This window comes from Prevotella sp. C561 (genome assembly GCF_000224595.1).
Taxonomy (GTDB): domain Bacteria; phylum Bacteroidota; class Bacteroidia; order Bacteroidales; family Bacteroidaceae; genus Prevotella; species Prevotella jejuni.
This window is the reverse complement of record NZ_JH114142.1, coordinates 114,074-129,534: the sequence shown is the minus strand read 5'-3', so window position 1 is coordinate 129,534 and position 15,461 is coordinate 114,074. Positions and strand designations below refer to the sequence as shown.

Here is a 15,461-nt window from a genome sequence, read left to right as displayed (position 1 = left end):
GACTAGGATGTGTTCCTTCTACAAAATAAGCGTTATTATGGAATATTCATATTTTATAAAGAGAAATATCAAGTTTTTTAATAATAATGGATATACTCTATATCCAAACGGGAGTCAAGTGTATAAGCGAATAGGCGATTATGATGTTCTAATCACAGATTATACAGGGAAAAAACTATCATTAGACCTTCTGATAATCTTTGAACTTTGGATAAAAAATAATATAACAGATGTGCTTATCTTTAGAAGAATGTATAAGAGAACTTTTTTTGTCCTAAAATGGAAAAGATTGATAAAGAAATAGCAAAGATAATAGAAGAGTTTTAGTCTTCGAACCACATGTACAGCTGATAATTATTTTTTTATGTCCTATACCTATAATGTACCTATGACAGCTGGAACCGTGTGCAGACAATGACTTATCCTGACGGTGAAGTGGTGACTTATCACTACAATGCTGCCGGACAGGTGGAGAGCCTGACGAGCAATAAACAGGGACGTCAGAGCGTTATTGTTGACAGGATAGGATTGGTCATGACCATTACACGTATGATGCCAACGGCAATCCAACGCTGGTAACGAACGATTCAACCAACACTACCCGTGAAATGTACTGGGATGAGGATAACCGCCTCATGGTCTTAAGCGATAACGGTAAGACGAGTCGTTACACTTACAATGCTTCTGGTGAGCGTATCATGAAGAGTTACGGAACGATGGAGGGAGTATATATCAACGGTGCACCGCAGGGTGTTACCTTCCATGAGACAGATAACTTCACGCTTTACCTTGCAAGTATCCTCTCTGTTAACAAGAATAGATTCACGAAGCATTACTTCATTGGTGACAAACGAATCGCCAGCCGTATCGGTACAGGATTGTTTAACAACGTTTACGGACGCAACGGTTCATACGTCACTGCTGGTCAGCAGGACTATGCAGAACGCATGAATCAGATTCAGACTCAGAAGGAAGCGTATTATAAGAAGGTGGGTGTAGCTCCAGGTGTACCGACAGAGAAGGGCGCGTACGGTGATCCGGAGAACACGGGTGTTGGTTATAATGCCGTCCTCACAGAACTCGGCAACCATGATGTGCCACAGGGTTGGATTCAGACTCCACGCCCCAACACCACACCGTATACCAACCTCGGTCCACCTGTAAGTTGGAATGACCCAAGCAACCCTGATGACCCACAGGCTGGATATGGTTATATTCCAAACGACACTACGAAAGAAGAAACCTTCTTCTATCACAGTGACCACCTCGGCTCAACATCTTACATAACTGATGATAAAGCCAACATCACCCAGTATGATGCTTACCTGCCATATGGTGAACTGTTAGTTGATGAGCACAGCAGCAGTGAAGACCTGCCGTATAAGTTCAATGGCAAGCAGTTCGATGACGAGACAGGCTTGTACTATTATGGTGCAAGGTACATGAATCCCGTCACGAGTCTGTGGTATGGGGTGGATCCGTTAGCGGAGAAATATACAACTACTGGTGGATATGTCTATACTTTTGACAACCCAATTAAGTTGATTGATCCTGATGGGCGAGGACCTGGTTGGAATAGATTTACTGGAGGGTTACGTGTAATTGGAGGTAGTCTACAAATAATAGCTGGTATTACAGGAGGTATTGCTACATCTTGGTCAGGAGTAGGTGCTGTTGTAGGGGGAATAGCTGTAGTCCATGGGGTAGATGATGTTCAGGCTGGTGTAAGATAACTTTGGACAGGTAAAGAAGTTGATTCATTTACCTTTCAAGGAATTAAAGCTGGTGTAAAATTTGCTGGAGCTAGTGACAATACAGCAAATAGTATAGCAACTTTTTCAGACATCGGTTTAGGGCTAGTTGGTGGTGGAGCAGGCTTATTTAAAGTGCTTAACAAAGGAACTAAAGTTGCAGAATTCACAGTTGCGGAGAGTAAATTTGATTATTTCTTCGGCAGAGTAGTTGAAGGCAATGTGCATAATGTCCAAAGATCTGCTCAAAACCTAAAGGAATTAACCGCCTTAGGTATTAGTTCTAAAAAGCAATTAGCAAAAACATTTGCTACAATATTAGTCAAAGGAACTGAAGTTTCTAGAAGCACTAATAGATATGGTATTACAATAAATAAAGTTTTAAATATTGGTAAGAGAGGTCAGATTCAAACTAGTTTTTTCTACGCTGGTGGAGATATGACAAAAGCACCAAAAGTAACAACAATCATTCCCAAAATATTTATAAAGAAATGAAACTTAAGATTATAGACTATTTTACATATAAAAAAATAAATTATGATTCAGTTTTTGATGATTCCCATAATGATTCTTATCGAATATATGGGAAATTAGTGGAAGGCAATTTTTATGCAAAAATAGCTTGGTCAAGCGACTTATTACAACCTGAGTTCCTAAAAATATATCCTAAAGTATATGCTATAGGAATTGACCAAAATTTTGCTATTTATGATTTTAGGAAAAAACATAGAATCATGTGTTTGGATTTAATGTATCTTTTTTGCGAAATGGTTATGTATGACAAAAAGATATTTGTAGCTACTGAATTAGAAGTTTTTGTTATAGATATAAAGCAATATGAAGTCATAAAAACAATATCATTACCTGACACATACAATAAAATTGAAAATAATTGTGGTAAAATTGAAATTCATTGTATGGATAATACTTTAATAAAATATCAAATTAGTAATAATTAAAAAATATACAATGTATGTAACCTCCTGACGAAGCTCACGGCAGAGCTTAGGAAGTCGATATCTGACAAGGGTTATATCTCTTACACCTACGACTTCGAGCGACTACATGAGGTGCTTTATCCTGAAAACCTCTTCAACCGTGTTACTTATACCTATGGTAAGGCTGGCGATAAGTATAACCGTGCCGGTCGTCTTGCCCTCGTGGAGGATGCTTCGGGTGGTGAAGCGTATTACTATGGCAAGCAGGGTGAGGTGACGAAGACCGTCCGTACGGTGATGGCGAGTGTGGCGGATATCAGGACTTATGTCTATGGTGCTACCTATGACAGCTGGAACCGGGTGCAGACGATGACTTATCCTGACGGTGAAGTGGTGACTTATCACTACAATGCTGCAGGACAGGTGGAGAGCATGTCGAGCAATAAACAGGGACGTCAGAGCGTTATTGTTGACAGGATAGGTTACGACAAGGAGGGTCACACGGTCTATACGAAGCTCGGTAATGGCACGGAGACTACCTATACCTACGACAAGCAGCGTGAACGTCTGCAGGTGATGAACCTTACAGCGGATGGTCAGACTGTGATGGAAAACAGGTATCGCTATGATGCTGTGGATAATATCCTCGGTATCACGAATGCCGCCAACCCAACGTCGCTGACGAAACTCAACAAGGCGAAGTTAGGAGGAAGGAGTTCGCATACGTATGAGTATGATGAGCTGAACCGTCTTATTCATGCAAACGGTAAGGCTAAGCGTGCATCGTATGATATGGTGATGTCGTTCGGACGGATGAGTGAACCGCTGACAAAGGTACAGAAGGTGGATTCAACGACAACTGCTAAGTCTTATAACTTCGCTTATAAATATGAGGACAGTAACCATCCGACAGCTCCAACACAGATTGGTCACGATCATTACACGTATGATGCCAACGGTAATCCAACATTAGTAACGAACGATTCGGCGAATACTACCCGTGAGATGTATTGGGATGAGGATAACCGCCTGATGGTCTTAAGCGATAACGGCAAGACGAGTCGTTATACTTACAACGCTACTGGTGAACGTATTATGAAGAGCTATGGAACAATGGAAGGTGTGTATATCAATGGTGCGCCACAGGGTATCACATTCCACGAGACGGATAACTTCACGCTTTATCCTGCAAGTATCCTCTCTGTAAACAAGAATCGCTTTACAAAACATTACTTCCTTGGTGATAAACGAGTTGCTTCAAGAATAGGAACAGGTCTGTTTAATAATGTCTATGGGCGTAATGGCTCATATGTAACGGCTGGTCAGCAGGACTACGCTGAACGCATGAATCAGATTCAGAAGCAGAAAGAAACATACTATAAACAGCAGGGCATTGCCCCTGGTGTACCTACAATGAAGGGTGCGTATGGGGATCCTGAAAATACAGGTGTGGGCTATAACACTGTGATTACCGAGCTGGGCGACCATAGTGTACCAGAGGGCTGGATACAGACTCCGAAACACAACACTACTGAAGGAAATGAGCCTGGTGCTCCAATTAGCTGGAACGATCCAACGAACCCAGAGAATCCACAGCCTGGCTATGGCTACGTGGACAATGACACAACGAAGGAAGAGACTTTCTTCTATCACAGCGATCACCTTGGTAGTACAAGTTATATCACAGACAGTAAAGGCAATATCACTCAGTACGATGCTTATTTGCCGTACGGTGAATTGCTTGTTGATGAACATAGTAGTAGTGAGGATATGCCGTATAAGTTCAATGGCAAGGAGATGGATGCAGAAACTGGCTTGTACTACTATGGTGCAAGGTACTTGAACCCTGTTACCTGTCTGTGGTATGGGGTGGATCCGCTGGCAGAGAAGTATAAAGAAATAGGTTCTTATGTTTATTGTGCAGACAATCCAATAAATTTATTTGATCCTGATGGTCAGAAGTTTATATACAATGCTCAAGGAAAATTCTTAAGGAAAGAAGGAAAAGATAATCTTGTATATATTGAACGAGATGGTAAATTGACTCAGTTAATTGATCATGGAAATGGTATGACAGATGAACAGTTTAATATTGCTGCTCATATTGTAGATGTAGAATCGAGTGATGCCCCAAATGAAAGCTTGTGGATTGCACATGCAGCTAATAATGCAGTTGATGATAAAGATGTGAATTACGCACATGTAAGAGTAAAAGGAGGGCCTAGAGTAAAGAACCATTCTTTATATGAACAACTGAATGATCAAAATTATTCGACTACTCCTGCATCAGCAAGAGTTGCTTATGATAAAGATTATCTTACAAGTTCTACAAGAACTACTGCAAGAGCAGGTATAATAGATGCATTACAATCAGATATTGATCCAACTCATGGTGCAACGTTGTGGGACGGAACAGATTTTGCAACTAAAGGGCTTAGCCATCCAAAATTTAGACAGTATAATAAAATAACAATACCAGATAATATCAGAAAAGATTATGTTTATCGAAATGAAAGCTATTTACAGAGGATAAAATCAAAGATGCAGGTGTCACCCGTTTTTGAGAGGAATGGAATTTTTATTCATGATGGCAAAAGTACAGCAAAATTCTCTCTAATAGCGACAGGTACATTTGGTAGAACTATATTTTGGCATAAAAAATAATTTTATATGAAAAAGTTTATTCTTATTTTATTCATTATTATTTTTTCAGCTCCTAGTATAAATGGGAAAGCTCAAAGAAAATGGCAAGGATATTTAATTCCACAAGGGTATGTTATTGTTGATAGCCTTACCTTAAATGGACAGAATACCCAAATAGCTATATTTAGCCCTTATAGTATGACAGCTGACGGTTGTGAAAAATACGTTGATAAAGGGGAAAATAGGATTCTTTTGATTAAGCGTGATTCTCACTTTTATAGATTTGATAATGTTATATCTAATGACGTTTATGGTTATATTGATGGGAACGAAAGTCTTAAAGAAAATGGGAATGGATTTGAATTGTGGTTTGAAAAAGGGCAGAGTTGTACTTTTGAGTATCACATTTATATTGGATTTTTTAATTCAAAAATTAAAATAACGCACATTACATTAATTACTTTATGTAATGATAAAAAGAAGGTAAAAATATAAGATATAAAAACTTTTTACTTAAGAATTTTCATCGGAATTTAATCGATAAATTAAAAATAAATATAGCATGTAATCTATTAGAAAGATATTTATCTTATGATCATATGCTATACTGGGAGGAGGAGAACCGCCTGATGGTGTTGAAAGACAACAACGGCATCAACCGCTATACCTACAATGCTGCTGGTGAGCGTATCATGAAGAGTTACGGTACGATGGAGGGTGTGTATATCAATGGTGCACCGCAGGGTATTACATTCCATGAGACGGACAACTTCACACTTTATCCTGCAAGTATCCTCTCTGTAAACAAGAATCGCTTTACGAAACATTACTTCCTTGGTGACAAACGAGTTGCTTCAAGGATAGGAACGGGTATGTTCAACAATGTCTATGGACGCAACGGTTCATACGTAACGGCTGGTCAGCAGGACTATGCTGAGCGTATGAATCAGATCCAGACACAGAAGGAAGCATACTATAAGAAGGTGGGTGTAGCTCCAGGTGTACCGACAGAGAAGGGTGCGTATGGTGATCCAGAGAATACTGGTGTTGGTTATAACGCCGTCCTCACAGAACTCGGTAATCATGATGTACCACAGGGTTGGATACAGACTCCACGCCCAAACACCACACCAGGCACTAACCCCGGTGCTCCAGTCTCATGGAACGACCCGAGCAACCCTGATGACCCACAGGCTGGATATGGTTATATTCCAAATGACACTACGAAAGAAGAAACCTTCTTCTATCATAGTGACCACCTCGGCAGCACGTCTTATATCACAGATGATAAAGCCAACATCACGCAATATGATGCTTACCTGCCGTACGGAGAGCTGTTGGTTGATGAGCATAGTAGCAGAGAGGACCTGCCGTATAAGTTCAATGGCAAACAGTTCGATGAAGAAACCGGCTTGTATTATTATGGTGCAAGGTACTTGAATCCTATGGTTAGCATTTGGTATGGGGTGGATCCGTTGGCGGAAAAGTATGTTCAAACTATCCCTTATCTATATGGTGGTGGAAATCCTGTTAGGATACTAGACCCCAATGGAATGGGATGGGTTGAAACAAAGGACAAGGGCGTCTATTGGGATGAAAGAGTCAACTCTGCTAAAGACAGAAAGTTTATCCCAGAAGGTGGAAGATATTTAGGAAATACTGTAAATATGTTCGATAATCAAGGACAATATAAATTCGGTGATAATCAAGGGAATATTCTTTCAGCCCACCCAATGGATGAAGTGTCTGTATCCCATAAAAAACATGTTAATTTCTTAGACATTCTAAGTAATATGGGACTGGAACTTTGTAGATATAAAGAATTGCCAAAAAACTTCTTCAGGTATCTATGCCCCTTTTAACTTTGACGCAATAGGATTGGAAGCTGGATTTAGTTTTCAAATTGCCAATTTACATTACTCTTATGGTCTCGGTTTCACAATTAGTGGTTCTGAGGGAGGTCTTTATAGCCTTATGTCTGCGGGGGGGGATTTGGCTAAACCTGCTTTAAGTTTTAATGCATATCTCAACCTTGTTGGATACAAAAACCATACAAATTTAAAGAATAATATTGATCTGTATGAAGGTACTGGTTATAACAATGCCGCTACGATTGGCCCATTGAATGCCGTTTATGGAACACCTATTGATAATCATACCTATTCATCCTATGGAATAGGAGCAGGAATAAGTATAAAAGCTATAGGAGGAAGTAATGGCGTATCTAGAGAGATGTTGAAAACAAAGTATATTTTAAAATTCTAATATGAGGCATATTATCTTATCTTTTCTTTTCTTTCTTAATTTCTCAAGCTGTATAACCTGCAATAAAATTGTACAAGACTTGAGGCCTATTGAATACAGCCTAAAAGGACAGGGTGTGGGAAGACATGAAAACAGATTTTTTTTAATATTTGGAATAGATAATTGTGGGGAACATAAATGTATCAAGATTCCTTATTTTTGGGAGATTGAAGAGAATTATCAACCGGGCGATTATATTTTCAAGAAGAAAGGAGAAACTGATATATGTTTGATACGTGCAGATACTACTATTGTTCTTCCAATGTATTGTGACCAGGAGTTAGTACGTTAGAAATAATACAGGATTGTTTTTATTGTCTGGCAACGCCTGTACGGCAGGGGCTAGACGGATATCGACGGTGACGGACATCCAGACATTATTGTTGCTGATGGGGCAAAGCAGCTTATAGTCTACCGTAACCTTACGGGAAGAATGAACATGCTGCGCTCTGTGACGCTTCCTTTCGGCGGACATATCAATATCAACTATGAGCAGACAACTCCAAGTTATGACTTGCCGGGACGTCGCTGGGTGATGTCATCTGTTGAGACGACAGGTGGATACAAGGAGAACGGAGCAGTACGAAGCAGGAATACCTTCGAATATAGCGGTGGCTACCGTGACCGTCGTGAGCGTGACTTCTATGGTTTCAAGCAGGTACGTACCAATCAGATAGACACTGAGAACGGTGATAAACTCTATCGTTACTCCGTACAGACCTATGGCAAGAATAGGGATTACTATGCGCATGGGCTTGTTACGAGTGAGTATCTCTATACCGCTGATAGAAAGAAGCTGCAGGGATCTCTATATGACTACGACCTGAAGACACTCGCCGTTGGTCATAATACGACAGACGCTGTTGTCTTCCCTGCCCTAAAGACGCTTGTTCAGAGTAACTTTGATGTAAATAGTGGGGATAGTCTGGCGGTTGCGGTCAATAATACTTACGATGACTATGGTAATCTACAGGGATATAAGGAAACGACAACGGGTTATAGCTTAGAGGCAAACATTAACTATCATAAGATAGCAGATAAGTATATCGTTGGTGTTCCGAGCCATATCACTGTCAGCAGTGGCGGTAAGACTTACCGTGAACGCAGCACGAAGGTGGACGGCAACGGTGAGATAACGGAGATTATACTCCATAATGGTGATAAGCCATCAGTCTATAACATGACTTACGATGGCTATGGCAACATCACACGCATGACGAAGCCGGAGAACTATAACCATCAGCGTATGTTCTATGCTTATACGTATGATGACCGCTATCATAGTCTTGTGACAAGTGTCAGGGATGCATACGGCTATAGCTCCAGTACGGCTTATGATGGTTTTTGGAATGCTCCGTCTGTAACGACCGACCTCAACGGGCAGAAGATGGAATACACCTACGATGCTTTAGGACGTCAGCTGACGATTCGTGCTCCGTATGAGATAGAGAGCGGTCAGCCGTTTACTATCTGTTTTGAGTACTTCCCTGCAGAACGCAAGGCACATACCATCCATTATTCTAAGGAAGGCAACATTGATACCTATACCTTTGCCGACTCGCTGATGCGTGCTGTCCAGACGAAGCAGACAGGTGTGGTTTGGTCTGGTGGCAGCAATCAAAAGGTCTCCATCGTCAGTGGAAGGGCTGTCATCGATGCCTTCGGACGTAATGTTGCGGCTTACTACCCAATGACGGAGAGCCATGGTAATATTGGCACTTACAACCATGCTACAGGTGATCTGCAGGCAAAGACAGAGTATGATGCACACGACCGTACCATGAGTGTTACGCTTGCTGACGGTAGTGTGACACGTACGGCTTATACTATCGGTAGCCATGACGGTGAACCAATGCTCCAGACAACGGTCACGGATGCACTAGGGCGACATGCGGAGAGCTATACGGATGCCAAGGGGCGTAACCGTGAAACGGTGCAGCATGCCCGTGGTGAGGATATCACGGTGAAGTACAGCTATGACCCTGTCGGTCAGGTGATGACGGTTCAGCATCCTAACGGCAAGGAGACGAAGTATGCCTACGACTTGCTTGGTCGGAAACTGATGGTGAATCATCCTGATGCAGGTGAGACGGATATGACCTATGATGCGGCGGGTAACCTCCTGACGAAGCTCACAGCAGAACTTAGGAAGTCGATATCTGACAAGGGTTACATCTCTTACACCTACGACTTCGAACGGCTTCATGAGGTGCTTTATCCTGAAAATCTCTTCAACCGTGTTACTTATACCTATGGTAAGGCTGGCGATAAGTATAACCGTGCCGGTCGTCTTGCCCTCGTTGAGGATGCGAGTGGCGGTGAAGCCTATTACTATGGCAGACAGGGTGAGGTGACGAAGACCGTCCGTACGGTCATGGCGAGCGTGGCAGATATCAGGACTTATGTCTATGGTGCTACGTATGATAGCTGGAACCGGGTGCAGACGATGACTTATCCTGATGGTGAAGTGGTGACTTATCACTACAATGCAGCTGGACAGGTTGAGAGCATGACAAGCAATAAACAGGGACGTCAGAGCGTTATTGTTGATAGGATAGGTTACGACAAGGAGGGTCACACGGTCTATACGAAGCTCGGTAATGGCACGGAGACTACCTATACATATGACAAGCAGCGTGAACGTCTGCAGGTGATGAACCTTACAGCGGATGGTCAGACAGTCATGGAGAACAGGTATCGTTATGATGCTGTGGACAATATCCTCGGTATTACGAATGCTGCCAACCCAACGTCGCTGACGAAACTCAACAAGGCGAAGTTAGGAGGAAGAAGTTCGCATACGTATGAGTATGATGAGTTGAACCGCCTTATTCATGCAAACGGTAAGGCTAAGCGTGCATCGTATGATATGGTGATGTCGTTCGGACGGATGAGCGAACCGCTGACCAAGGTTCAGAAGGTGGACTCAACGACAACAGCTAAGTCTTATAACTTTGCTTATAAGTATGAGGACAGCAACCACCCGACAGCTCCAACACAGATTGGTCACGACCATTACACGTATGATGCTAACGGTAATCCAACACTGGTAACGAACGACTCTACGAATACTACCCGTGAGATGTATTGGGATGAGGATAACCGCCTGATGGTCTTAAGCGATAACGGCAAGACGAGTCGTTATACTTACAACGCTGCTGGTGAACGCATCATGAAGAGCTATGGAACAATGGAAGGTGTGTATATCAATGGTGCGCCACAGGGTATCACATTCCACGAGACGGATAACTTCACGCTTTATCCTGCAAGTATTCTCTCTGTTAACAAGAATAGATTCACGAAGCATTACTTCATTGGTGACAAACGAATCGCCAGCCGTATCGGTACAGGATTGTTCAATAACGTCTATGGACGCAACGGTTCATACGTAACGGCTGGTCAGCAGGACTATGCAGAACGTATGAATCAGATTCAGACACAGAAAGAGGCGTATTATAAGAAGGTGGGGGTAGCGCCTGGTGTACCTACAGAGAAGGGTGCGTATGGTGATCCGGAGAACACGGGTGTTGGTTATAATGCCGTTCTCACAGAACTCGGTAACCACGATGTGCCACAGGGTTGGGTACAGACTCCGAAGCCGAACACCACACCAAATACCAACCCCGGTCCGCCTGTAAGCTGGAACGACCCGAGCAACCCTGATGACCCACAGGCTGGTTATGGATATATTCCTAACGACACCACAAAAGAGGAAACCTTCTTCTATCACAGTGATCACCTCGGTAGCACGTCTTACATCACGGACGATCATGCCAACATCACGCAGTATGATGCCTACCTGCCGTACGGTGAACTCCTTGTAGACGAGCACTCATCGAGTGAAGACTTACCTTATAAGTTCAATGGTAAACAGTTCGATGATGAGACTGGCCTGTACTATTATGGTGCAAGGTACTTGAATCCTATGACAAGTATTTGGTATGGGGTGGATAATTTAGCGGAAGATTTTACTAATATCGCTGCATATGTATATTGTAATAATAATCCTATCCGTTTAAAGGATCCAGATGGGAATATCCCTTTAGAAACAATCTGGGATGCTGCTAATGTTCTGTTAGGAGTAGCAAATTTAACTAATAATATAAATAGAGGGAGATACGGTGCGGCTGCCTTAGACGGTGTCGGAATTATACTTGATGCAGCAGCTACTGTCCTTCCGTATATTCCAGGGGGAGCTGCATCGGGATTAAAGGCTCTAAGAGCAGGTAAAACAGTTGAACACGTAACGCAAATTTCTGAAAAAATAACGAGAAGATCGGCTTTTAGAGCAGCAAAAAGAGATGCAGGAATTCCCATGTCTCAGCATCCTATTCGTGTTACTAAAGTACCCATGAGTAAATCGAATGGTAAGAGTATTCTTGGAAAAGATGGGAAGCCTATCATGACAAGAGAATATCATTATAAGGGATCTCATGGGGATGCTGTTATACAAGAACACTCTGTTGGTCATCAGCAATTTAGAGATGATGCTGGAAAACCACATTTTAATATACGTCCAAAAGAAAATACTAGAAAGGGAACGTATCCTGGGACAAAAAAACATTATATTTTTAACCATAAATAAGCAATGGATTTTACACTATTTGAAAATACAACAAGCGTATCTGCTATATATAAGGACTCTCTGCCTACTTTTACGAAAATAGAAGTTATCAAGATTACTATTTTGACAGGAGAAGATACTGAACTGATTTTAACTTTAGATACAACAGAATTACCTAAAGTTTTACCTTTAAAGTGGTCCCAAAAAAAATTAATACTGTTCAGTTCGAATTTGACTTTATAGATGTTGATATAAAAAATTTTTGTCTTACTAAAGGTATGAAGTATAATTTTATAATGCAGAGAAAAAATGATAAAAATGTTATTGTATTAACGAATCTTTTAAATAATAAGAAAATTACTTTTGATTCAAAGTGGGCTTATATTAAGAATATATCTGGATATGAAAAATAAAATCATCCTGATGCAGGTGAGATGGATATGACTTATGATGCGGCAGGTAACCTCCTGACGAAGCTCACGGCAGAACTTAGGAAGTCGATATCTGACAAGGGTTACATCTCTTACACCTACGACTTCGAACGGCTTCACGAGGTGCTTTATCCCGAAAATCTCTTCAACCGTGTTACTTATACCTATGGTAAGGCTGGCGATAAGTACAACCGTGCCGGTCGTCTTGCCCTCGTAGAGGATGCGAGTGGCGGTGAAGCCTACTACTACGGCAGACAGGGTGAGGTGACAAAGACTGTCCGTACGGTCATGGCGAGCGTGGCGGATATCAGGACTTATGTCTATGGTGCTACGTACGACAGCTGGAACCGTGTGCAGACGATGACTTATCCTGACGGTGAAGTGGTGACTTATCACTACAATGCTGCAGGACAGGTTGAGAGTCTTACGAGCAATAAACAGGGACGTCAGAGCGTTATTGTTGACAGGATAGGTTACGACAAAGAGGGTCATACGGTCTATACGAAGCTCGGTAACGGCACGGAGACTACCTATACCTACGACAAGCAGCGTGAACGTCTGCAGGTGATGAACCTTACAGCGGACGGTCAGACTGTGATGGAAAACAGATATCGTTATGATGCTGTGGATAATATCCTCGGTATTACGAATGCTGCCAACCCAACGTCGCTGACGAAACTCAACAAGGCGAAGCTGGGAGGAAGGAGTTCGCATACGTATGAGTATGATGAGCTGAACCGTCTTATTCATGCAAACGGTAAGGCAAAGCGTGCATCGTATGACATGGTGATGTCGTTCGGACGGATGAGTGAACCGCTGACAAAGGTGCAGAAGGTGGACTCAACGACGACTGCGAAGTCTTATAACTTTGCTTATAAGTACGAGGACAGTAACCACCCGACGGCTCCAACGCATATTGGACACGATCATTACACCTACGATGCTAATGGTAATCCAACGCTGGTAACGAACGATTCAACCAACACTACCCGTGAAATGTACTGGGATGAGGATAACCGCCTCATGGTCTTAAGCGATAACGGTAAGACGAGTCGTTACACTTACAATGCTGCCGGCGAACGTATCATGAAGAGTTACGGTACGATGGAGGGTGTCTTTATCAATGGAGCATCATAGGGTATTGCCTTCTAAGAGTAACAAGAAGAGGTATGAAGGTGATTCTTGCTATAGAACAATAATAATCATTCAAGAAATGAAAAAGAAACTCATTTTTATTCAGCTCTGTATTGTATTGATTTTATTTTGTATAAATGTAAAAGGGCAGAATGCTTCTCTAAACAAAGCATTGGAAATCTCATACTATAATTTCTTAAGAACAGTACCTGACAGGTGGAAAGATAAATTTGACAGAAAAGATTTCTATCTCGTCAATAATTATAATCCATATGGTTTTAATGTTCAAAGAATAAAGGGCTGGAATAATTTACACCTTAAGAACGGTAAACTAATAATAGGAAAGAATCTTGTCGGATATCCGCTTTTACAAATGATAGGCAGGGATACACTGCTAATAGAGATAGGGCAGATCTTTTGCAGACAAGATAAAATGTGGGCTTTTACAGACGGATATACATCACTCTTTAATGTAGATAATAAAGCTTTTAAGGCAATAAAAATCTCTCAGAAAGACTTATACTACAAGCCTGAGAATGCTAAGAAGCAAGGAAAACTTATAGACTTTGACAGTATTTATGATAAGGCCGTTAATAGAGCGATTGGCTATTTGGAAAGATCGGGAGTCCCTCGGCATTTAATATATATAAATAAGGAATATTTTCCAAGTTGGTTTTTTCAAAAACCAACAAGAGAATGTCATTGAAGGTTCTGAATATAAAAAATACATCAAAAAGAATTATTACATTATCGGTTGGCCTATTTTATTTATAAAAAAGGAAATATAATCGTCAGGTTGCATTGTTCATACAAATCTGGTATAAGAAAGAAAATTATTTCAGAAGTCCAATATACATTTGACGAAAATAAAAATAAATGGACACTTCATAATGAAAATTCCACTACTATGTCTATTAAAATGAAATTAGTTGATGAGCATAGTAGCCGTGAGGACCTGCTATATAAAATCTACGGCAAGCAATACGATGAGGAGGGTGACTTGTAACTATGGTGTAAAATATATGAAACCTGTAATAAGTCTTTAGTGTGTGGTAGATTCGTTGGCTGAGTAATATGCCACAATGGCTATATCGCTCAGTCGTACAGGGAATAATGCTGGAAGTGAAATTTTTCAAAAACTTACGAGATAATGAATCTAAAAAAATATTAAAGGAAGAAGCAACTTGGTATTTCTTGGCCTTAGCGGGGCTGTGGATACTACTCTATATGGGTGGGAACATCATTATAGATACATATTTCTATATGATATCATTAAATATTTTGATTTTTTATTTTCTTATATAATACTTAGGATAAAGAAAAAACGTGAATTCAACAAGCAAGTGCAAATTTACTTAATTAGTTCGTAAAAGCAGTCCTGTGGTGTTTTAAAATCTAATTTCTTTCTTGGCCTCATGTTAATTTTCTTTGAATACTTCGTGATTTGTTGCTGGCTGATATGCTCAAAGGTTTCTTTTTTGGCACGTATTGCCTAATTAGTCCGTTAGCATTTTCTATAGCCCCTTTCTGCCATGAAGCGTATGGGTCAGCAAAATATATGGTAACACCAAGGCTTTTGGCTATCATTTCATGACAAGCGAATTCTGTACCATTGTCAGTTGTAATAGACTTGATATGGTCTTTGAAAGGAGATAGTAAGTGTATTACCAGTTCGTGCCAGTTCTTTGGCATTTTT

Annotated in this window: 6 protein-coding genes and 5 pseudogenes; 10 read left to right on the top strand and 1 reads right to left on the bottom strand. The window is 41.1% G+C overall.

Translation table 11 applies throughout. The features are described 5' to 3' along the window. Positions 1 to 405 precede the first annotated feature (405 nt). The 10 genes and pseudogenes from HMPREF0666_RS04840 to HMPREF0666_RS17895 all read left to right on the top strand — a co-directional run bounded on the left by HMPREF0666_RS04840 (position 406) and on the right by HMPREF0666_RS17895 (position 14,471). Positions 406 to 1,733, top strand: a pseudogene (locus HMPREF0666_RS04840) (RHS repeat-associated core domain-containing protein). A gap of 153 nt (positions 1,734 to 1,886) precedes the next feature. Next, the gene (locus tag HMPREF0666_RS04835) at positions 1,887 to 2,246 is read left to right on the top strand and encodes a hypothetical protein (RefSeq protein WP_050803226.1); all 360 of its coding nucleotides are present in this window, start codon (positions 1,887 to 1,889) and stop codon (positions 2,244 to 2,246) included. Next, the gene (locus HMPREF0666_RS04830) at positions 2,243 to 2,710 is read left to right on the top strand and encodes a hypothetical protein (protein WP_009011220.1); all 468 of its coding nucleotides are present in this window, start codon (positions 2,243 to 2,245) and stop codon (positions 2,708 to 2,710) included. Before HMPREF0666_RS04835 ends, HMPREF0666_RS04830 begins: the two co-directional genes overlap by 4 nt. Positions 2,711 to 3,058: 348 nt before the next feature. Further along, a complete protein-coding gene (locus tag HMPREF0666_RS04825) occupies positions 3,059 to 5,353 on the top strand; it encodes an RHS repeat-associated core domain-containing protein (RefSeq protein WP_369750537.1) in 2,295 nt (764 codons plus the stop codon). Between the two features lie 6 nt (positions 5,354 to 5,359). Next, positions 5,360 to 5,827 (top strand): hypothetical protein, encoded by a 468-nt coding sequence (locus HMPREF0666_RS04820; protein ID WP_009011218.1) that lies wholly within the window; start codon positions 5,360 to 5,362, stop codon positions 5,825 to 5,827. Positions 5,828 to 5,964: 137 nt separating this feature from the next. Beyond that, a pseudogene (locus HMPREF0666_RS04815) lies at positions 5,965 to 6,885 on the top strand (RHS repeat-associated core domain-containing protein); the annotation flags it as partial. A gap of 325 nt (positions 6,886 to 7,210) precedes the next feature. After that, complete coding sequence (locus tag HMPREF0666_RS04810; RefSeq protein ID WP_009011216.1) at positions 7,211 to 7,597, top strand: hypothetical protein; 387 nt, start codon at positions 7,211 to 7,213, stop codon at positions 7,595 to 7,597. A gap of 388 nt (positions 7,598 to 7,985) precedes the next feature. Beyond that, positions 7,986 to 12,221, top strand: a pseudogene (locus HMPREF0666_RS04800) (RHS repeat-associated core domain-containing protein); the annotation flags it as partial. Positions 12,222 to 12,919: 698 nt separating this feature from the next. Further along, positions 12,920 to 13,762: pseudogene (locus HMPREF0666_RS04790) on the top strand (hypothetical protein); the annotation flags it as partial. Between the two features lie 82 nt (positions 13,763 to 13,844). Beyond that, on the top strand, positions 13,845 to 14,471 hold the full coding sequence (locus tag HMPREF0666_RS17895; protein ID WP_009011210.1) for a hypothetical protein: 627 nt from the start codon (positions 13,845 to 13,847) through the stop codon (positions 14,469 to 14,471). 645 nt (positions 14,472 to 15,116) lie between these two features. Here the strand turns inward: HMPREF0666_RS17895 and HMPREF0666_RS04775 are convergent. Continuing rightward, a pseudogene (locus HMPREF0666_RS04775) lies at positions 15,117 to 15,461 on the bottom strand (IS30 family transposase); the annotation flags it as partial.